Source organism: Parafrankia sp. EAN1pec (assembly GCF_000018005.1).
Classification (GTDB): domain Bacteria; phylum Actinomycetota; class Actinomycetes; order Frankiales; family Frankiaceae; genus Parafrankia; species Parafrankia soli.
This window is the reverse complement of the sequence record NC_009921.1, coordinates 3,601,486-3,623,435: the sequence shown is the minus strand read 5'-3', so window position 1 is coordinate 3,623,435 and position 21,950 is coordinate 3,601,486. Positions and strand designations below refer to the sequence as shown.

4 protein-coding genes and 2 pseudogenes are annotated in these 21,950 nt (G+C 66.0%); 3 read left to right on the top strand and 3 right to left on the bottom strand.

The window, feature by feature from the left end; translation table 11 throughout:
• Positions 1–10 precede the first annotated feature (10 nt).
• The gene (locus FRANEAN1_RS14910; protein WP_049795670.1) at positions 11–706 is read right to left on the bottom strand and encodes a transposase; all 696 of its coding nucleotides are present in this window, start codon (positions 704–706) and stop codon (positions 11–13) included.
• Positions 707–1,253: 547 nt separating this feature from the next.
• On the opposite strand from FRANEAN1_RS14910, the gene ltrA reads away from it, so the two are divergent.
• Positions 1,254–2,540: a group II intron reverse transcriptase/maturase gene (gene ltrA / locus FRANEAN1_RS14905; RefSeq protein WP_347177008.1), complete on the top strand. Its 1,287-nt coding sequence runs from the start codon at positions 1,254–1,256 to the stop codon at positions 2,538–2,540.
• A gap of 73 nt (positions 2,541–2,613) precedes the next feature.
• Here the strand turns inward: ltrA and FRANEAN1_RS38795 are convergent.
• Together FRANEAN1_RS38795 and FRANEAN1_RS40355 are read right to left on the bottom strand one after the other, a co-directional pair.
• Positions 2,614–3,588, bottom strand: a pseudogene (locus FRANEAN1_RS38795) (ISAzo13 family transposase); the annotation flags it as partial.
• A gap of 49 nt (positions 3,589–3,637) precedes the next feature.
• Positions 3,638–4,414 (bottom strand): annotated as a pseudogene (locus FRANEAN1_RS40355) (IS256 family transposase); the annotation flags it as partial.
• A gap of 426 nt (positions 4,415–4,840) precedes the next feature.
• Between FRANEAN1_RS40355 and FRANEAN1_RS14890 the strand changes: the two are divergent.
• Both FRANEAN1_RS14890 and FRANEAN1_RS14885 read left to right on the top strand, forming a co-directional pair.
• A complete protein-coding gene (locus FRANEAN1_RS14890; protein WP_198145514.1) occupies positions 4,841–21,685 on the top strand; it encodes a non-ribosomal peptide synthetase in 16,845 nt (5,614 codons plus the stop codon).
• Complete coding sequence (locus FRANEAN1_RS14885; RefSeq protein WP_020460623.1) at positions 21,669–21,923, top strand: phosphopantetheine-binding protein; 255 nt, start codon at positions 21,669–21,671, stop codon at positions 21,921–21,923. The genes FRANEAN1_RS14890 and FRANEAN1_RS14885 overlap by 17 nt, the downstream gene beginning before the upstream one ends.
• Positions 21,924–21,950: the final 27 nt, after the last annotated feature.

Below are 21,950 nucleotides of genomic sequence, written 5' to 3'. Positions count from 1 at the left end.
ACGGGGCACATCAGTCGTACTGTCCGGTGCGCGCGTAGGCAGTGACCTGCTCGGCGCAGGTGAACCGCAGGGTTGTCGGCGTGATCGTGATGTTCTGCTCGTGCAGGAGATGCCGGACGTCGGTGACCGCCTGACCGATCGTCCGCGCTGCGACTTCCAGCATGTCCGCCAGGAGCCGTTGAGAGCAGACCTGGCGCAGGTGAACGACGGTGATCAGGACCCGGTCGCGGGGCGAGAGCAGGGTTCTGCCGTGGGCGCCGGGGGCGTGGCGACGTGGTCCGCCGCGTCCCTGGTAGCGGCGCTGCTCCCGGCGGGCCGCCTGTTCCGGCGCCAGCTGTTCTGCGAGTGCGTCCAACTCGGTGATGCTCATGCCGGTCAGGCGCGGGTGGGCCAGCAGCGTCAGGGTCGCTGCCCGGTCTGAACCGGTCGCGGCGTTAACGGCGGGTGGGGCCGTGCCGTCGGTGTGTGTGGGGTGGATTGTGTAGTTCCATGTTCTGTGCATCGTGTGGTGTTCGATCGGTAGGGCATCGATGCGGGCTTTGCTGACGGCGACGCCGATCGGATAGTCCCTGGTGTCCAGGTGCGCTTCGACACGTAGTCCGCTGCGGGTTCGGGTCGCCGCGATGGTGTTCACGACGACTTCGTGGCTGGTCAGTGGCCTGCCTCGCCAGTTCATGGTGATCTGGGAGAACAATCGATGTTCGATTTTGTGAAAGCGCCGGGATAAACCGGCATGGAGGAGGAGATGGAAGAGCTCTGCGTCGAAGGGCTAGCGACCCACGGCGACCCCGAGTCATGCGTCGACGTCCCGCGAGGGCGTGGCGAAGCGTTGACAGGGGCACGTGCAGGCCGGGCTATGGAGCCGCGAAATGAAGCATCCGGGGTGCCCACGCTGTACAAGAGGCGGAAGGCCACACTACTGGCGGCGCTATCGCGAGTCGTCGGTGGACCCTGCGCGGTCAAAGAACCAGGGCATGTACGGAACCTCCATGCGCGAGAACCGGGAGATCCCACGCTCGCCCGCCCGGCCGATCACCGGGTGGGCCGTTCAGGGAACATAAGGTGGTACGCCTGAGATGCACGAGCGTGGGAAGTCGGATCGTCTTGTAGTACCTGCGAACCCGCCGAACAAGGCCACAGCTGCGGAGGTGGGGGAGGGAAGGGGACGAGCCAAGGGGAACACGGACAGTAAAACGCATCCCGGACACAGCGCCGGAACTGATGCGTCCAGTGCGCTGGGCCGTGTGCGTGAAGTGGCACGACGGGACAGGAACGCGCGGTTCACCGCGCTGCTGCACCATGTCACGCTGGGTCGGCTCCGGGAGGCGTATCGGGCGATCAGCCCGAAAGCGGCTGCTGGGGTGGACGGGGTGACGTGGACCGACTACGGGCAGGACCTGGAGGCCAATCTGCAGGATCTGCACGTGCGGGTGCAGTCGGGATGTTACCGGGCGACACCGTCGAGGCGGGCGTACATACCGAAGGCGGACGGGCGGCTTCGGCCGCTCGGGATCGCCTCGCTGGAGGACAAGATTGTTCAGCGGGCGGTTGTCGAGGTGCTGGGCGCCGTCTACGAGGTGGACTTCCGGGGCTTCTCGTATGGGTTCCGGCCGGGGCGGGGTCCGCATGACGCGTTGGACGCCCTCGCGGTCGGGATCTGGAGGAAGCGGGTGAACTGGGTGCTCGACGCGGACATCCGCGACTTTTTCGGCCAGATTGATCATTCCTGGCTGCGGAGGTTTCTGGAGCACCGGATCGCGGACAAGCGGGTCCTGCGGCTGATCGACAAGTGGTTGGCCGCGGGGGTCGTCGAGGATGGGGAGTGGACAGCGTGTGAGGAAGGTTCGCCACAAGGGGCGTCAGTGTCCCCGCTGCTGGCGAACGTCTACTTGCACTATGTCCTCGACCTGTGGGTCGACTGGTGGCGGCGTCGCCACGCGCGCGGAGATGTCATTGTCGTGCGCTGGGCCGACGACTTCATCGTCGGGTTCGAATACGAGGAGGATGCGCGGCGGTTCCTGGACGAGCTGCGCGAACGGTTCGCGAAGTTCGGGTTGGAACTGCACCCGGATAAGACGCGGCTGATCGAGTTCGGGCGGTACGCCGCCCGGGATCGGAAGCGGCGGGGTCTGGGCAAGCCGGAGACGTTCGACTTTCTGGGGTTCACGCACATCTGTGCGACATCCCGGAGGGGGACGTTCTGGCTCAAGCGCATCACGATCGCGAAACGCATGCGGGCGAAGCTGAAGGCGGTCAATGAGCAGCTGAAGCGTCGCCGGCATACGCCCATCCCGGATCAGGGACGCTGGTTGGCGAGCGTGCTACGTGGGCATATGGCCTACTACGCCGTGCCCGGCAACACCGACACGATGTCGGCCTTCCGTACCCAGGTGACACGGCACTGGTGCAAGGCGCTGCGGCGCCGCAGCCAACGTGACCGGATGAACTGGCAACGGATGGGGCGGATCGCGGCTCGATGGCTACCCCCAGTCCGAGTGATGCATCCCTTCCCGGAGAGACGCTTCGCAGCCAGAACCTGAGGCAGGAGCCCAGTGCGGTAGTCCCGCACGCTGGGATCTGTGCGGGGGGCCGCCCGCAAGGGCGGTCCCTACCGCGACTCCATTTCGACGTGCCGGGCGGAAAATGACACACGGTGATCGTCAGGCCGGTGTCGGCGGCGAGCGCGGCGAGTTCGGCTTTCCAAGCTCGAAAGCGGTAGCTATTCGACCCGCCCGCGTCCGCGGTGACCAGCAGCCGGGTGGCCTGGGGGTAGTCGGCCTGGCCGCGGGCCTGCCACCAGCGGCGGATCGAGGCCACCGCGAACGCTGAGGTGTCGTGGTCGACCCCGACGTTGACCCAGCCGGCGTCGGTGGTCAGGTCGTAGACGCCGTAGGGGATGGCGGTGTCGCCCTGCGGGCCGGTGAAGAAGCTGTGATCCTCGACCTGGACAGGGTCGCCTTTCGGTCGCCATTCACGGCCCGGGTTCGGGAGCTGGCCGAGCATCTCCTTCTTTTTCGCGTCCACGCTGATGACCGGCTCGCCGACTTTCTGATGTTCCATGACCTGGTTGTTCAGGTAGCGGAACTGGGCGTCCCGGTCGGGGTGCTGCTTTCCTTCCAGGGTTTTGGAGTTCGCCTGCAGGCTGAAACCAGCCGCCTGCAAGAGCCGGCGGACTGTCGACGGCGATACCGGGTGCCCTTGGCGGGTGAGCTGTTCGGCGAGGTGTCGTAGCGACTTCGTGGTCCACCGCAGCGGTGAGGTCGGATCACCTCGCTCGTCCGGCTCGACGAGTGCGAGGAGCGCTGTCACCACGGCCGGGTCGGTGTCCTCGATGCGTTTACGGCCCCCACCTGGCCGGCGGACTCGTCGATCGGGCAGGGGTTCCCCGCCCGCTTCGAGCTCGAACACGCCGACGCGGACCGTGGTCTCGCTGACACCGGCGACTCGGGCCACCGCGCGGATACCGCCATGCCCCAGCAGCCGGGCTTCGGTTGCCAGCACCAGTCGCCGCTGCCGCTCGTCGAGGTGCGGCAGCACCACCGCGAACCGACGAGACAGCTGGTCCAGAACATCCCCCATGATCGCCATAGCACGACATCGAACCAGACAGGTCGAACCACCAGGTTGTTCCTGCACAGGCCCAATGAGTCCGACATCTCTGCCACGACGCACCGGGCAGGGTCGACCCGATCGCGTTGACCAGTCCCCGGTGGGCATCGGAGGTCACCAGCCGCACCCCGGACAGGCCACGGGCGACCAGGCCCCGGAAGAACGCCAGCCAGCCGGCACCGTCCTCGCTGGACACGACGTCGAGGCCGAGGATCTCCCGGTGCCCGTCACCGTTGACCCCGACCGCGAGCAGGCAGTGCACGTTGATCACACGGCCGTCCTCACGGACCTTCATCGTCAACGCGTCCGCCTGGACGAACCGGTACGGACCGGCGTCCAACGGCCGGGACCGGAACGCCTCGACCTGGGTGTCGAGGTGCTTCGCCAGCTCGGACACCTGCGATTTCGAGATGTGCGCGACCCCGAGCTGCTCGACGAGCTTGTCGACCCGCCGGGTCGATACCCCGAGCAGATAGGACGTCGCCACGACCGAGATCAGCGCCTGCTCGGCGCGACGACGCCGAGTCAGCAACCATTCCGGGAAGTACGAGCCCTGACGCAGCTTCGGCACCGCCAGCTCGATCGTCCCAGCCCGGGTGTCCCATTCCCGCATCCGGTAGCCATTCCGACGGTTAACCCGATCCGGGGATATCTCCCCATACTCGGCGCCGCAGACCCCGTCCGCCTCGGCGCCCATCAACGCCTCCGCGAACGCCTTCACCATCGATCCCAGCAGGTCAGGACTCGCTGCCATCAGTTCCTTGCCGAACGAGTCAGCATCGGTCACAGTCGGGCGCACGGCCATCGCGTATCTCCTTGTCGAGTTCTTCGCTGTTCTCGAAAAGGATCACGCGGTGGTCGCTCTACGTCACGGACCGCCACTCCGGCGAGTCGCTAGACGATCACGATCCGTACACCACGTCAGTGGACGCCACTCCCCCGCGCGTGCGGGGACGACGAGATCGCGCTGCGCGAGTACGGGCCGACACCGGGAAGATCCCCGCGTGCGCGGGGACGACGGCACGTCGGGCGGTGCCCAGTTAGCACCCTGGGGAAGATCCCCGCGTGCGCGGGACGCAGTCCCGACCTGTTGTGAATTTAGGTTAGGTTACCCTACACTGGCTGTATGGATGGTCAGCGCGGTGAGGGTTCGCCGATGAGCCGGGGCGGGGATTCCCGTGGGGATGCGGGGAGTGCATCGGCTGCGGATGAAGTGCCCTCTGATCAGGGGGTGAGCGGTGGGAAGCGGCTGCCTCTCTCGTTTGCTCAGCGCGGGAACTGGGCGGCGCAGCGGTTGTTCCCCGGTTCTGCTGCGTTTTGTGTGTGCGACCTGGTGTGGCTTGACGGGGCCATCAATGCCGGGGCGTTCGCCGACGCGGTGAGTGGGGCGTTCGCGGAGACGGAGGCGCTGCGGGCGGTCATCTATGACGATGACGGGGCTCCTTCGCAGTCGGTCGGTGGGAAGCTGTCTCTGCCGACGGTGGTTCCCGAGGAGGTGCTCACAGACGAGGAGATCCGGTCTGTGGTTCGCGCCGGGGTGAGTGCGCGGGAGTCTTCGGCGGCTGAGGATCTCACGTCGTCGACGCTGTTCAAGCGTGTCGGTGGTGGGTGGGTGTGGTCGTTCACGACGAATAATCTCCTGCTTGACGGGTATAGCACGTCTCTCTATATCCGCCGGGTCGCGGAGCTGTACTCGGCTGCGGTCGATGCAATCCTCGCGCCGCCGAGGTGGTTTGGTCGTCTGGAGGATCTCGTCGCGGGGTCGGCATCGACGCCGGGTGGGTCCGGCATCGTCGGTCACTGGCGTGATGTGCTTGCTATCGACGCGTTTTCCGAGCCCATGGGAAGCGCGCCCGCTGATCTGTTTTCGTTCTCGTACCGGCCTGTTCCCGTGGTGCTTCCGGCGGGGGCCGATGATCGCCTGCGTATGCTGGCGCGCCAGGCGAGGAGCACGTGGACGGATCTCGTCATCACCGCGTGGGGGCTGTATACGGCCCTTGCCGGGAACCAGGACTACCTCGCTGTGCGGGTACCGTCGATGATGCGCGGCGAGCCGGAGTCGCTGCGCGTGCCGGGCGCGGTCGCCCGCGCGCTGCCCGTCGCGACCGCCCTGCGCCCGGGCGCCACATTCGCCGAGGTGCTGTCGGTGGTGGGATCGCAGGTCCGGGGTCTGCGGGACAACTCCGCGATCGAGGATCATCAGCTCGCCCGTCTCTGGAAGGGAGGAGAGCTCTCCTACCTGTCGCTGCCCTCGGTCAACATCAAGATGTTCAGGACGACACCGGTCTTCGGAAAGGTCGCGGGGGTCACGGAGCTGATCAACCCCGGCCCGACCGGCGCGCTGGATCTCTCCGTCTACGGGAGCCCGGGACGGGGCCTGCGGATGGATATCTCCGGCCGGTCTCCGCTCGTGCCGACAGACGCGGCCGGCCAGCACGCAGCGGCGTTCACGGCGTTCCTCGGCCACCTCCTCGGCGGCCCTGCGGGCATGACACTCCACGAACTCGCGGATCTCACGATCACTCCCTCTTCGGTCGATGCCGGGTCGGTGGGTGTGTGGTCGGTGGGTGCGGGGGCGGTGGTTCCCGCGGTGACGGTGGATGCGCTGATCCGGGATCAGGTAGCACGTACTCCCGGGGCGGTCGCGGTCGTGGATGACGCGGATGGTGCGGAGTTGGTGTATGCGCAGTTCGACGCGCGGGTGAACGCTCTGGCCCATCTCCTGACCGAGCGGGGCGTGAGGGTGGGTGGCCGGGTCGCGGTGGCCCTGCCGCGCTCGGCGGACCTGGTGACCTCCCTCGCCGCGGTACTCCGCGCCGGCGCCGCGTATGTCCCCGTCGACCCGGGATACCCCGCCGAGCGCATTGCCGCGATCCTCCAGGACTCCGGTGCCCGTGTGGCCATCACCGATAGTGCGACGGCGGTGGCCCATGCGGGCGTGCTCACGGCCGCGGGCGTTGTCACCGTGGTCCTCGATGAGGACGCTGTTCGTGGCCAGATAGAACACGGGGCGCCCGACGCACCCGTGCTGCCGCGTCCCCTCACCCCCGACGATACCGCGTATGTGATCTTTACTTCCGGTACCACCGGACGACCCAAAGGCATCGCCCTGTCCCATGCCGCAGTCGTGAACCGGCTTGTCTGGGGCCGGGAAGCGTTGGGGTTCTCGTCGTCTGACCGGGTGCTACTGAAGACGCCATTCACGTTCGACGTGTCGGTACCGGAGTTCTTCCTCCCGCTGATCACCGGAGCGGTGGTCGTGGTCGCCCGTGACAACGCACATGGGGATCCGGGCTATATCGCCGGTGTGGTGCGGAAAAGGCGCGTCACGAGCGTGCATTTCGTGCCATCGATGCTTCAGGCATTCCTGGACTCGGGAGTAGAGGCAGGGTTTTTCCCGGATGTGCGGCTGGTGTCGTTCACGGGGGAAGCGCTGCCGGTGGCGGCGGCTATCAGGGCCCGGGAGGTGTTCGATCGAGCGGAACTGTTCAACCTGTACGGGCCGACGGAAGCGGCGGTCGAGATCGCCAGCTACGACATCGCCGCTCTGAACGCAGACGCGGATTCGACGCCGATCGGTCGCCCGGTGTCGAATTCTTATGTGCGGGTGCTGGACGGGTGGCTGCGCCCGGTGCCGGTCGGGGTGACCGGTGAGCTGTATCTGGGCGGGGTGCAGCTGGCGGAAGGGTATGTGGGCCGGGCGGGGCTGACAGCGGAGAGGTTCGTCGCCGACCCTCTCGGTGCCCCGGACGAGCGGTTGTATCGGACCGGGGACCTGGCCCGGTGGAACGACCAGGGCGAGTTGGAGTATCTGGGCCGGTCCGACGACCAGGTCAAGGTACGCGGGTTCCGGATCGAACTCGACGAGATCCGCGCTGTCCTCGAACGACACCCCGCCGTCTCGGGTGCCGCGGTCACCGCTCTCGATCACCCCGCCGGAGGGAAGTTCCTCGCCGCCTATGTCACTACCACCCCGTCCGCACCGGCCGACCAGGCCGTACTGGCCGACGCACTGCGGGAACACACGAACGCGCTCCTGCCGGAATACATGGTTCCCGCATCGTTCACCCGCCTGGCCACACTCCCCACGACCCCGAGCGGGAAACTCGACCGCAAAGCACTACCCGCCCCCGACCTCACCGCCGGATCCGGCAGCGGCCGCCCCCCGGAAACCGACACCGAACTGTCCCTGGCCGGGGTGTTCCGCGACGTACTCGCCCTCCCCGAGGGCACACCCCTGTCGGTGGACGACGACTTCTTCCGACTCGGCGGGCACTCGCTCCTTGCGACACGGGTCGTCGCCCGAGTCAACGCGATCCTCGGTTCAGGGCTGAGTCTGCGGGACGTGTTCGACCATCCCACGATCGCGGGCCTGGCCGAGATCATCATCGAAGGCTCGAGCGTCTCGACAATTCCAGCGTTGCAAATCGGGGATCTGCCACGGCCCGCCAACCTGCCGGCGTCCTTCGGACAGCAAGCCCTCTGGGTGATTGATCGCCTGGGCGGGCCGGGGGGCCGGTATGTGGTGCCAATGGTGCTTCGCCTTTCTGGGGAACTGGACGTCGGCATACTTGATGCTGCGGTGAAGGATATAGTCACCCGGCACGAGGCATTGCGAACCCTGATTGTTGAAGACGACGGGCGGCTGCGCCAGGTGGTCGTCCCCGCCCAGGACGCGAGCGTTCGCCTCACGCTGATCCCGGAGGATCTCTCCGGTGCCGGGGGTGACGCCGTAGAGGAACGGATCGCCGACTTCGTGCGGCAGGGGTTTGACCTGGCGGCAGACATTCCCTTCCGTGCCGGCTTGTTGCGGGAGGCTGGCACGGAGTGGGTACTGGTGCTGGCGGTGCATCACCATGCGGTGGACGAGTGGTCGCTGCCGGTGCTGCTGGGGGACCTGTCAACCGCATACCAGGCCCGGTCGGCCGGTTGTGAGCCGGGGTGGGCGCCACTGAAAATGCAGTACGCCGACTACGCGATCTGGCAACGAGACATCCTCGGGGATCCCGCCGACCCGGATTCCGAACTCGCTCAGCATTTGAGCTATTGGCGTAATGCCCTCGCTGACGCGCCGGAGGAATCCACGATCACCCTGGACCGGTCTCGCCCTGCCGAGCCCACCCACCAGGGCGGTGATGCCGCGTTCGCCGTCGCGTCCGAGACTGTGACGGGGTTGCGGGGCGCCGCGCAGCACAACGGCGTGAGCATGTTCATGATCGTGCAGGCCGCGATCGCGCTGACGGTCTCCGCGCTCGGCGGAGGAAACGACGTAGTGATCGGTTCCCCGGTCGGGGGCCGCACTGAGGACGGCCTGGAGAACCTAGTCGGGTACTTCGTCAATACCCTCCCCCTGCGCCACCGGCTCCGACCCGACGACACGATCAGCGAACTCCTCGGGCGCGCCCGGCAAACGGTGCTGGATGGGCTCGCACACCAGGCCGCACCGTTCGAGCACATCGTGTCCGCCGTCGGCGTCGACCGGTCCGCTGCCCGCAACCCGGTCTTCCAGGTCATGCTCACCTACCAGAACCTGTCCGGCGGGCCCGACCTGCTCAATCTCCCCGGAGTCACCGCTCGGCAACAACGCGCTTCCCTCGGAGCGGTCAAGACGGATCTGGACATCTACGTGGACGAGACCCAGCACACCCTCACTGGGTCTCTGAGCTTTGCCACTGACCTGTTCAACCCGGGCACCGCGGAGCGATTCCTCGCTCTCCTACAACGAACCCTCACCACGATCGCGGCCCGCCCCGACACGCGGATCGCCGATCTTCAGGTGCTATCCGACGCCGATGCCGGGTCGGTGGGTGTGTGGTCGGTGGGTGCGGGGGCGGTGGTTCCCGCGGTGACGGTGGATGCGCTGATCCGGGATCAGGTAGCACGTACTCCCGGGGCGGTCGCGGTCGTGGATGACGCGGATGGTGCGGAGTTGGTGTATGCGCAGTTCGACGCGCGGGTGAACGCTCTGGCCCATCTCCTGACCGAGCGGGGCGTGAGGGTGGGTGGCCGGGTCGCGGTGGCCCTGCCGCGCTCGGCGGACCTGGTGACCTCCCTCGCCGCGGTACTCCGCGCCGGCGCCGCGTATGTCCCCGTCGACCCGGGATACCCCGCCGAGCGCATTGCCGCGATCCTCCAGGACTCCGGTGCCCGTGTGGCCATCACCGATAGTGCGACGGCGGTGGCCCATGCGGGCGTGCTCACGGCCGCGGGCGTTGTCACCGTGGTCCTCGATGAGGACGCTGTTCGTGGCCAGATAGAACACGGGGCGCCCGACGCACCCGTGCTGCCGCGTCCCCTCACCCCCGACGATACCGCGTATGTGATCTTTACTTCCGGTACCACCGGACGACCCAAAGGCATCGCCCTGTCCCATGCCGCAGTCGTGAACCGGCTTGTCTGGGGCCGGGAAGCGTTGGGGTTCTCGTCGTCTGACCGGGTGCTACTGAAGACGCCATTCACGTTCGACGTGTCGGTACCGGAGTTCTTCCTCCCGCTGATCACCGGAGCGGTGGTCGTGGTCGCCCGTGACAACGCACATGGGGATCCGGGCTATATCGCCGGTGTGGTGCGGAAAAGGCGCGTCACGAGCGTGCATTTCGTGCCATCGATGCTTCAGGCATTCCTGGACTCGGGAGTAGAGGCAGGGTTTTTCCCGGATGTGCGGCTGGTGTCGTTCACGGGGGAAGCGCTGCCGGTGGCGGCGGCTATCAGGGCCCGGGAGGTGTTCGATCGAGCGGAACTGTTCAACCTGTACGGGCCGACGGAAGCGGCGGTCGAGATCGCCAGCTACGACATCGCCGCTCTGAACGCAGACGCGGATTCGACGCCGATCGGTCGCCCGGTGTCGAATTCTTATGTGCGGGTGCTGGACGGGTGGCTGCGCCCGGTGCCGGTCGGGGTGACCGGTGAGCTGTATCTGGGCGGGGTGCAGCTGGCGGAAGGGTATGTGGGCCGGGCGGGGCTGACAGCGGAGAGGTTCGTCGCCGACCCTCTCGGTGCCCCGGACGAGCGGTTGTATCGGACCGGGGACCTGGCCCGGTGGAACGACCAGGGCGAGTTGGAGTATCTGGGCCGGTCCGACGACCAGGTCAAGGTACGCGGGTTCCGGATCGAACTCGACGAGATCCGCGCTGTCCTCGAACGACACCCCGCCGTCTCGGGTGCCGCGGTCACCGCTCTCGATCACCCCGCCGGAGGGAAGTTCCTCGCCGCCTATGTCACTACCACCCCGTCCGCACCGGCCGACCAGGCCGTACTGGCCGACGCACTGCGGGAACACACGAACGCGCTCCTGCCGGAATACATGGTTCCCGCATCGTTCACCCGCCTGGCCACACTCCCCACGACCCCGAGCGGGAAACTCGACCGCAAAGCACTACCCGCCCCCGACCTCACCGCCGGATCCGGCAGCGGCCGCCCCCCGGAAACCGACACCGAACTGTCCCTGGCCGGGGTGTTCCGCGACGTACTCGCCCTCCCCGAGGGCACACCCCTGTCGGTGGACGACGACTTCTTCCGACTCGGCGGGCACTCGCTCCTTGCGACACGGGTCGTCGCCCGAGTCAACGCGATCCTCGGTTCAGGGCTGAGTCTGCGGGACGTGTTCGACCATCCCACGATCGCGGGCCTGGCCGAGATCATCATCGAAGGCTCGAGCGTCTCGACAATTCCAGCGTTGCAAATCGGGGATCTGCCACGGCCCGCCAACCTGCCGGCGTCCTTCGGACAGCAAGCCCTCTGGGTAACCGACCAGATTGCTGGCAAGACGATCTACCGCATGGTTATGGCCCTCCAATCACGCGAACCGGTCGACGTCAGTGCCCTACAAGCGGCCGTTCGTCGTCTCGTCGCCCGGCACGAGATCCTGCGCACAACCTTCGTGCTTGACGAAGACGCTGCCGAACTGCGCCAGAGGATCCACCCGGCCACAGAACCGAGCGTGGCGCTCGTCACGGTTGAGCAGATCCCCTCGTCAGCGGCGGATGAGAGGATCGCCGAACTCGTCGCTGCCCCAATGGACCTCGCGTCCGACTGCGGCCTCCGATTCAGTCTCCTCCGCGGGGAGGAGGACGATCTGCTCGTTGCTGCCGGGCACCACATCGTCTCCGACGAGCAATCATTCACCCCCTTCCTCCGCGATCTGAACGCTCTTTATCACGAAGAGACGTCTGGCACGTCGTCCGAGCTCGTTGCGCTTCCCGTGCAGTTCGCGGACTTCGCGCTCTGGCACCGGGCAGTGCTCGGTGACTCCCGAGATGCGGACTCGCGCTATCGGCGTGACCTTGAGTACTGGCGCGGTACGCTCGAAGATCTCCCTACGGAAACTCCGCTGCCGATCGATTACCCGCGCACCGATACCGACTCGCGCACGGTCCGACCGGCGACCGCTGTGTTGTCTGACGATGAAGTCGGCGCCGTGGATGCCCTGCTCATCGAGCGCAGGGCGACACCGCTGCAGGGGTTGATGACCGCGCTCACCCTCGCGCTCTGGAGCGAGGGGACCGGCACCACGGTGCCGATCGGTATACCTGCCAGCCTGCGCGATCTACCGGAGCTAAGCGACCTGATCGGCTACTTCGTGAACACTGTCGTCGTCCGCTCCGACATCGACGAGATGGACGGGTTCGGACAAGCGCTCACCAACATGCGGGAGCGCATGCTTGAGGCGAACGAGCGCAAGCTCGTGCCTTTCGATGCCGTCGTCGAGGCGATCCAGCCGATACGTGCTCCCGGGATTAGCCCTCTCTTCCAGGTGATGGCCGCCTATCTCGACCAGGGTGATCCGGAGCCGGGCCCAGCCACGACCTTCGTCCCCTACGTCCCGGTCGCGACCGGAGGACCGGGTCCGGCCCGGCCCGCCCTTTTCGACCTCGTCTACTCCATCACGAGGCGTAGCGACGGCGCTCTGGCTCTGCACCTGAACGCGGCCAGGGAACTGTTCTCCGAAGACACTTCGTCACGGCTGCTACAGAAGACGCGGCTGTTTCTGACCCTCGGCGCGCGGCATCCAGAGCTTGCGTCCGTCCATCTCGCGCAAATGGTTCAGGCTGCTCTCGATTCCGGGCTTCACGGGGCGGCCTCCGATCAGGAACGACCAGTCTTCCGCCTTGCGCTTCCCGCATTCGACATCCAGGATGCCGTGCTGTGGCGTGCTGCCGTTGATCACGTCGCTCTCGCATTGGGCGACGGCGGGATGCAGCTGCGGGTGCTCGACGACGGAAGCGGCGAACTGGTCGCCGCACACGACAACGTTGAGGCCCTCGACGCGGTCGGAGCGCTGCTCGCCGAGCTTGTCGCTGGCTACGACTCACAGAGCCGGCTGGTGATCGAGACACCGCGAGCTGGCGGCGATCAACGGACAGACGCCGAGCTCAGCACAGTTCTTGAGGATCCCTTCTGGGACGATTGGATCGACCAGCTCGCCGCGGTGCGAGATGTCAGCCTGCCGTCGAATGCTGGCGAAGCACCGGCCTTCGCGACACATAGTGTCGGGATCTCCGGACAGCGTGAGATGAGCGGCACAACGCAACTCGAGGCGTGGGATGCGATCGCCCGGACGCTCGCCCGGACACTCGGCGAAAGCCAGCTGATCGTCGAACGGCGCGAGCCCGCGGACGCATTCACAGTCTGGAGCTACCCAATACTTCTCGGTGAACCGGCGACCACCCCGAACGGAGGCGGCACCCACTCGCCACTTACACTGAGCCCCGAGCGTGCGGCTGACTACGCGTCCCTGCGTGCTCGCCCGCAGCTCAGCCGATTCTTCGACGATCTGCCTCTCCCGCACATCCGGATCAGTGTGTTCCGTAGCGCGGCGGAGCGCATCGCAACGGTTCCCGCGATCCCCGCAGACAATCCGATCCAGCTCGACATCTGCATCCTGATCGGCCCGGGCCTGGCATCTGAGCCGCAAACGGTCCGGGTGGAGGTCGAGACAGCCCCTGGTATCGATCTGGATGCGTGCGCGCTGGCGGAGGAGATCGCCACCGTGACCGCCCAGATCGACTTCGCGCTCACGCTGTCGAGGCAGTCGCCAAGCGGGCTGCGTCTTCGTCGAGCCGACCGTCTCACGATCTCGTGGGAGGAGGAGGAGCGCATCCGTGCTCTCTACGGCAAAGCCGCCGAGATCCTCCCGTTGTCCACGTTGCAACGCGGCATCTTTTACCACATGGTGCGCGCGCAGGAGTCGGATGACCACAACGCCTACGTATCGCAGGCCACGAGAGAGTTGTCAGGCGCGGTCGACCCTGACCGTCTAGAGGGCGCGGTGAGGGTCGTGCTCGACCGGTACCCGAACCTTCGTGCCGCCTTCGTGCCCTCGGGTGAGGCGCAGGTGATCCCCGCTGTCGCAGATGCACCGTTCCGAAGCATCTCGCTCACCGAGTGGTCCGAACTCCGTGTGGACATCGGTGATTTCCTGGCAGCCGAGCGACGTGAGCCCTTCGACTTCCAGACTCCACCGCTGATCCGGTTCACCCTCATCGAGCGGTCGACCGATTCCTGGATTCTGGCGATGAGCTTTGAGCACATTCTGCTGGACGGCTGGTCGTTGAAGGCCCTGTTCGAGGAGATCCTCACGATCTACGCGGATCCCGGGTACGCGGATCGCGTCGAACCGGCGTCATTCCGCTCGTATCTTGAGTGGCTCGACGGTCGGGATCCGGAGACCGCCGTCCGCGCCTGGAGCGACTATCTCGCCGAGCTGTCTGGCCCGACGATGCTCTGGCCAGAGGGTGGCGATCTCGGTGCGGGGCAGATCGACACGGGCGATCTGCATTACAATCTTGATCCGTCGGCCGCTGCTGCGGTATTCGGTGCCGCGCGGACTGCGCAAGTGACGGTGGGTGCAGTCCTGCAGGTTTCCTGGGCTGTCACCCTCAGTCGCCTGACTGGCAGCGATGACGTGGTGTTCGGCAACACGGTGTCCGGCCGCCCTCCCGAGCTTCCCGACGCAGACCGGACCATCGGGGTGCTCTTCAACACGGTACCGATGCGCGTGCGTCTTAGCCCGTTCGAGACAGCTCAGGAGATGCTCGCGCGAGTGCAGTCCGAGCAGCTGCGCGTCATCGACCATCCCGACACCGCGCTGACGAGCATTCAGGCGTCTGCTGGTATGGCAACGCTCTTCGACACGTTGTTCGTGGTGCAGAACCTGCCCTTCCAGGTGCGCGACGAACGTGACTGGGCTGGCGTCCGAGTGGTCGGCTCCGCCGTGGATGACGCCACGCACTATCCGGTGACGTTCGCAGTGAATGTATGGGAGCGTGCAGGATCCGCGTCCGTGCATGTGCGGTTCTCCTACCGCCGCGACGCGTACGAAACGGCCAGCGCCAAAAAGATGCTGGAGCGCTACGTTGCGACGCTGAACGCGATCGCGAGCCGTTTGCGCGCGCCCGTCGGCGGGCTGACGGTGCTGCTGCCCGACGAGGTCGAGCCTCACACTGGCACCGCCGCCGATCTGCACCGAGACGTAGAGCCTGTTACTGTTGCGGGTCTTCTTGATGATCAGGTGGCGCGGTCGCCGGGGGAGACCGCGCTGGTTGCGGGTGCGCGGAGTTTCACGTTTGCGGGGTTGTCCGCGGAGGTGAACCGGTATGCGCGGCTGCTGCTGGAGCGGGGCGTGCGCCAGGAGCACAGGATTGCGCTGCTGCTGCCGCGTGATGAGCGGATGGTCATCGCGATGTTCGCGGTGTTCGCGGTGGGTGCGGCGTATGTGCCGATCGATGCGGAGCTGCCCGATGACCGGATCGGTTACATGCTCGATGTGGCGGGTCCGACGGTCACGCTCGTCACCGATCGTGACGTGGCACGGCTCGGGCCCGCGGCGGGGCGGGTGGTGAATCTCGACGATGCGGTGGTGCGTGCGCGCGTCGCGGAACTGGCAGATGGGCCGGTCACCGTGGCCGAGCGCGGCGGGGAGGTGTCGCTGGATCATCTTGCGTACATCATCTTCACGTCCGGCTCGACGGGCCGACCGAAGGGTGTCGCGGTCGGTTACCGGGGCCTGACGAACATGTATGCCAACCATGTGGAGAAGATCTTCGACCGCGTGGTGGCCCATCAGGGCGGGCGGCGGATGCGGATCGCGCATACGACGTCGTTCTCGTTCGATGCGTCGTGGGAGCAGCTGTTCTGGCTGCTCAACGGCCACTCGGTGTATGTGATCAACGAGGAGATGCGCCGGGATCCGCAGCAGCTACTCGCGTACTACGACGATCAGCGCATCGATGGCTTCGACGTGACTCCCTCGTACGGGCAGGTGCTCGTTGACGAGGGTTTGCTGGAGCGTGACCGGCCGGCGGGTCGATCGGTGTCGGCAGACGCGACGGGCGTGGTGTTCGTGTCGCTCGGCGGTGAGGCGGTGCCCGAGCGGCTGTGGCAGCAGCTGCGAGATGCCCCGGGCGTGGAGTCGTACAACCTGTACGGGCCGACCGAGTACACGATCAATGCGCTCGGCGCGGATCTCGCCGACAGCCCGAACCCGAGCGTGGGCACGCCGATCTTCAACACCCGGGCGTACATCCTGGATCAGAACCTGCAGTTTGCCCTGCCCGGTGTTCCAGGTGAGCTGTATCTCGCGGGCGCGGGCAATGCGCGCGGCTACTGGGAGCAGCCCGCCCTCACCGCCGAGCGGTTCGTGGCGTGCCCGTGGGAGCCGGGGGCGCGGATGTATCGCACGGGCGACCTGGCCCGGTGGAACGACGAGGGGCGCATCGATTACCTCGGTCGTGCCGACGAGCAGACCAAGATCCGCGGGTACCGGATCGAGCCAGGGGAGATCCGTGACGTGCTGGAGGCGCACCCGGAGGTCGTGCGTGCTGAGGTCATCGCGGCCGACCATCCCTCCGGAGGGAAGTTTCTCGCTGCCTACGTCACCACCGCCCGCATCGATACCAGCGACGACGCACTCCGCCGGTCACTCCGCGAGCACGCCGCACAGCACCTCCCCGACTACATGATCCCCACGACGATCACCCGAATTGACTCCTTCGCAACGACGGTCAACGGAAAGCTCGACCGGAAGGCATTGCCCGTCCCCGATCTCAGTGAGATCACCGGCACCGACGGGCGTGCACCTGAGACGCCGACGGAGCGCTCGCTGGCGGAAGTGTTCCGCGCGGTGCTAAGTCTCGGGGGTGAGGTCAGTCTGAGGTCGAACGATGACTTCTTCCGTCTGGGTGGTCACTCGTTGCTGGCAACCCGCGTCGTCGCGCGGGCCAATGCCGCATTGGGTTCGGCGCTGACTCTGCGTGATATGTTCGAACAGGCCACGATCGAAGGACTGGCGCGTGTCGTCGACGGAGCCTCTCAAACCGTATCTCGCGTACCGCGAGTAGGTGATCTGCCACGCCCGGAACTGCTGCCTGTGACGTATGGTCAGCGCTCCCTCTGGGTTATCGAGCAGATGGGCGGCCCGGGAGCTCGCTATGTCGTCCCTCTGATCCGGCACTTGTCCGGAGAACTTGACGAGACTGCCCTGAGGTCAGCGGTGCAGGATGTCGTGACCCGACATGAGGCGCTGCGAACGTTGATCGTGGGGGATGACGGGCAGCTCCATCAGGTGATCCTCACGGGTGAGGAAGCGGCCTTGCGCCTGCCTCTGATTCCTGAGGACTTCATCGGGGCGGGACAAGACGCGATCGACGAACGCCTTCGGGAACTCGTGCGGAGCCGATTCGACCTTGCCGCGGATATCCCGGTCCGCGCCGGTCTGCTACGCGTGGAGGTTGCAGAGTGGATTCTCGTCCTTGCGGTGCACCATCACGCAACAGATGAATGGTCCACGCCGACGCTGCTGGAAGATCTCTTCGCCGCCTACGCGGCAAGAAGCAAGGGGCATGAGCCGGCGTGGGAGCCGGTCGGGATACAGTACGCAGACTATGCGGTCTGGCAACAGGCCGTGCTCGGTCAGCCCACCGATCCAGAGTCCGCACTACATCACCATTTGAAGTATTGGGCAGACACGCTGGCGGATGCTCCGGGTGAATCCACGATAAGCCCCCACCGGCCCCGGCCGGCTGAACCGACGTACCGTGCGGCAGATGTGTCCTTGACCATCTCATCCGATGTCGTGGCTGATTTGCGGCGCGTCGAAGATGGGTGTGGGGTCACAATGTTCATGATCTCCCAGGCTGCCGTGGCCCTGGCGATATCCGTCATGAGCGCGAGTGACGATGTCGTTCTCGGTGCACCAGTCGGCGGTCGTACCGAGGACGGTCTCGAAGGCGTCGTCGGATACTTCGTGAACACGATTCCCCTCCGCCACAGATACTTCCCCGGCGACAAATTCTCCGACGTTCTCGCTCGTGTGAAGCAAACCGTGCTGGATGGCTTCAGTCATCAAGCGGCGCCTTTCGATCAGATCGTCACGGCGATCTCTGCGGATCGGGTCGTCGGCAGAAATCCGGTCTTCCAGGTCATGCTCACCTACCAGCGTGCTACCGGACGCCGAGTGGATCCGGAGGTCAGGGATCTCGTCGTGCGGCCTCGCATGGTGGGGCTGGGTGCCGTCAAGGGAGATCTCGATCTCTATCTGGTCGACTCCGACACCGAAGTATCCGTATTTCTCACGTTCAGTACGGATCTCTTCGAAGAGAAGACAGCGGTCCGTTTCCTCGGCGTGATTCAGAAGATCCTCGGCGCGATCGCCGAGGATCCGAACCGGACTATCGCCGAAGTCGATCTGCTGATCGCGAAAGAGAGACCCGCTCTCGAAGCTTGGACGACTGGAAGTCCAGCAGAGTTGGCTGGTGTTACTGTTGCGGGTCTTCTTGATGATCAGGTGGCGCGGTCGCCGGGGGAGACCGCGCTGGTTGCGGGTGCGCGGAGTTTCACGTTTGCGGGGTTGTCCGCGGAGGTGAACCGGTATGCGCGGCTGCTGCTGGAGCGGGGCGTGCGCCAGGAGCACAGGATTGCGCTGCTGCTGCCGCGTGATGAGCGGATGGTCATCGCGATGTTCGCGGTGTTCGCGGTGGGTGCGGCGTATGTGCCGATCGATGCGGAGCTGCCCGATGACCGGATCGGTTACATGCTCGATGTGGCGGGTCCGACGGTCACGCTCGTCACCGATCGTGACGTGGCACGGCTCGGGCCCGCGGCGGGGCGGGTGGTGAATCTCGACGATGCGGTGGTGCGTGCGCGCGTCGCGGAACTGGCAGATGGGCCGGTCACCGTGGCCGAGCGCGGCGGGGAGGTGTCGCTGGATCATCTTGCGTACATCATCTTCACGTCCGGCTCGACGGGCCGACCGAAGGGTGTCGCGGTCGGTTACCGGGGCCTGACGAACATGTATGCCAACCATGTGGAGAAGATCTTCGACCGCGTGGTGGCCCATCAGGGCGGGCGGCGGATGCGGATCGCGCATACGACGTCGTTCTCGTTCGATGCGTCGTGGGAGCAGCTGTTCTGGCTGCTCAACGGCCACTCGGTGTATGTGATCAACGAGGAGATGCGCCGGGATCCGCAGCAGCTACTCGCGTACTACGACGATCAGCGCATCGATGGCTTCGACGTGACTCCCTCGTACGGGCAGGTGCTCGTTGACGAGGGTTTGCTGGAGCGTGACCGGCCGGCGGGTCGATCGGTGTCGGCAGACGCGACGGGCGTGGTGTTCGTGTCGCTCGGCGGTGAGGCGGTGCCCGAGCGGCTGTGGCAGCAGCTGCGAGATGCCCCGGGCGTGGAGTCGTACAACCTGTACGGGCCGACCGAGTACACGATCAATGCGCTCGGCGCGGATCTCGCCGACAGCCCGAACCCGAGCGTGGGCACGCCGATCTTCAACACCCGGGCGTACATCCTGGATCAGAACCTGCAGTTTGCCCTGCCCGGTGTTCCAGGTGAGCTGTATCTCGCGGGCGCGGGCAATGCGCGCGGCTACTGGGAGCAGCCCGCCCTCACCGCCGAGCGGTTCGTGGCGTGCCCGTGGGAGCCGGGGGCGCGGATGTATCGCACGGGCGACCTGGCCCGGTGGAACGACGAGGGGCGCATCGATTACCTCGGTCGTGCCGACGAGCAGACCAAGATCCGCGGGTACCGGATCGAGCCAGGGGAGATCCGTGACGTGCTGGAGGCGCACCCGGAGGTCGTGCGTGCTGAGGTCATCGCGGCCGACCATCCCTCCGGAGGGAAGTTTCTCGCTGCCTACGTCACCACCGCCCGCATCGATACCAGCGACGACGCACTCCGCCGGTCACTCCGCGAGCACGCCGCACAGCACCTCCCCGACTACATGATCCCCGCATCCTACAATCGGCTTGAGACGTTCCCGCTGACCACAACTGGCAAGCTCGACCGGAAGGCATTGCCCGTCCCCGATCTCGGGCAATCGACCGCCCACGGGCGTGCACCCGCGACCGACACGGAGCAAGATCTCCTCGCCGCCATCCGTGACCTGCTGGGTTTGAGTGACGAAGTGCGGTTGTCGGTTGAGGACGACTTCTTCCAGCTGGGCGGGGACAGCATTCTGTCGATCCAGTTGGTTTCCCGAATGCGGCGCATGGGTGTCGTCATCTCGGCCGCGGACGTCTTCTCGACGCGGACGGTGGCCGGGCTGGCTCGTCTTTCTGATGCGCGCCAGTCGGAGTCGGCAACGGAGCACACCGCCCCCCTGAAGGATCTGCGATCCTCCAGGTTGTGGCCGATCGCCAACAAGGAAGTGGATTTGCCCGGCTTTTCGACGTTGGTGCAGGCGGTGACTTTCGTGGTGCCAGCCGGAATGACGCACGAAACATTGTTGCGTGTGCTGAACCGGGTCGTCGCGCATCATGTGACTCTGGGCGGTCGCCTCGTGGCAGATGCCGACGGATCCTTCCGGTTCGAGGTTCCTGCCCGCTCTCCTGAAGTCGCGAAAGATCGGATGGTGATCGAAGCGCTGGGGCCCGCGTGGCCGGATCCGACGTGGCGCAGCGGCAATCGTGCACGTGTGGAGGAACTAGCGCGTTCTCTGCACCTCGATGCCGGCATCTTGTGGCGGGCAGTCTGGTACAAGGGTTCTGCCGATGCGACAAGCCGTCTACTGCTGGTAATGCATCACCTGGTCGTCGATGGGGTGTCATGGCGAGTTCTTGGGGATGATCTTCGGCAGGCGTGGGAGTTGGAGACCGGCCGCACTGCTGAGCCACTGCTGCCGGTAGGCACGAGCTTGCTGAACTGGGCTGAGATGCTCGCGGGCCGCGCCGCTGAGCAGGATGTGAGGGCGCAGACAGAGTACTGGGCCGAGACTGTCACGGCGGATGATCCGTTGCTGGGTTCCCGTGCGCTGGACGCGGCGCTCGACACGCGCGCCACAGCGGAGGTGCTCACGATCCGAGTGCCCGCGAAAGTCGCCGGCCCGGTGCTGAAGGAGGTGCCTGGTGCACTGGCGGCCGAGATCAACGATGTGCTGCTCGGCTCGTTGACGATCGCTGTCGGGGCATGGCGGGCGAGGCGAGGGGTCGGTCATCGGCGTGCGCTGATCGGACTTGAGGGTCACGGGCGCGAAGAGACGTTCGTGCCCGGCAGTGATCTTTCCCGCACTGTGGGGTGGTTCACGACGTGGTTCCCAGTCGGACTGGACACCGTCGACATCGATCCCGTCACGGCCTTGACGGATCCGGGAGCTTCCGCAGATGTGGTGAGGCACGTGAATGAGCAACTGCGGGCGGTACCCGATCGCGGCATCGGCTACGGGGTGCTTCGAGAGCTCGCTCCTGACGGCGCGGGCCGTTTGGTCGACGGCGTGGTGCCACAGATCGGATTCAACTACCTCGGCCAGTTCGGCCCCGGCAGCGCCGTGAGGGACAGCGCATGGGAGATGGCCCCCGAGGCTCCTGGGATCGTCGGTTCCGCGGACAGGACGATGCCTCTGATCGCTGTGTTGGACATTTCTTTGATGGCGGTACAGAGCGCTGAGAACAACGAGTGGACGTTGAGGGGAAACATCGTTTATGCGGCGGGGATCCTCAGCGAGGCGGAAGTGAGCGAACTGCAAGAGCTGTGGGTGCAGTCGCTCGAGACGTTGGCGTCCTACACGACAGAGACGGGCGTCTGGAACAGCGGTTTCGGTAAGCCAGAGGAGAATCATGAAGATCAGCGATAACCGAGTGCTAGCCGACGTCGCCGATGTCCTGTACATCGAGGCGAACGACGTGGATCAGGACGCCGACCTGCGCGCACAGGGCATGGACTCCGTCCGGCTCATGGAACTGGTCGAGCGGTGGCGCAGCGCCGGCGCGGAGGGCATCGACTTCATTACGCTCGCTGAAGACCAACGGGTGTCACGTTGGCTTGAGGTGTTGGCGGCGTCGACGAACGATGACGCCGAGTCGTCTGAGTGAGTCTCGTCTACCAGGGGCGGGTATGAC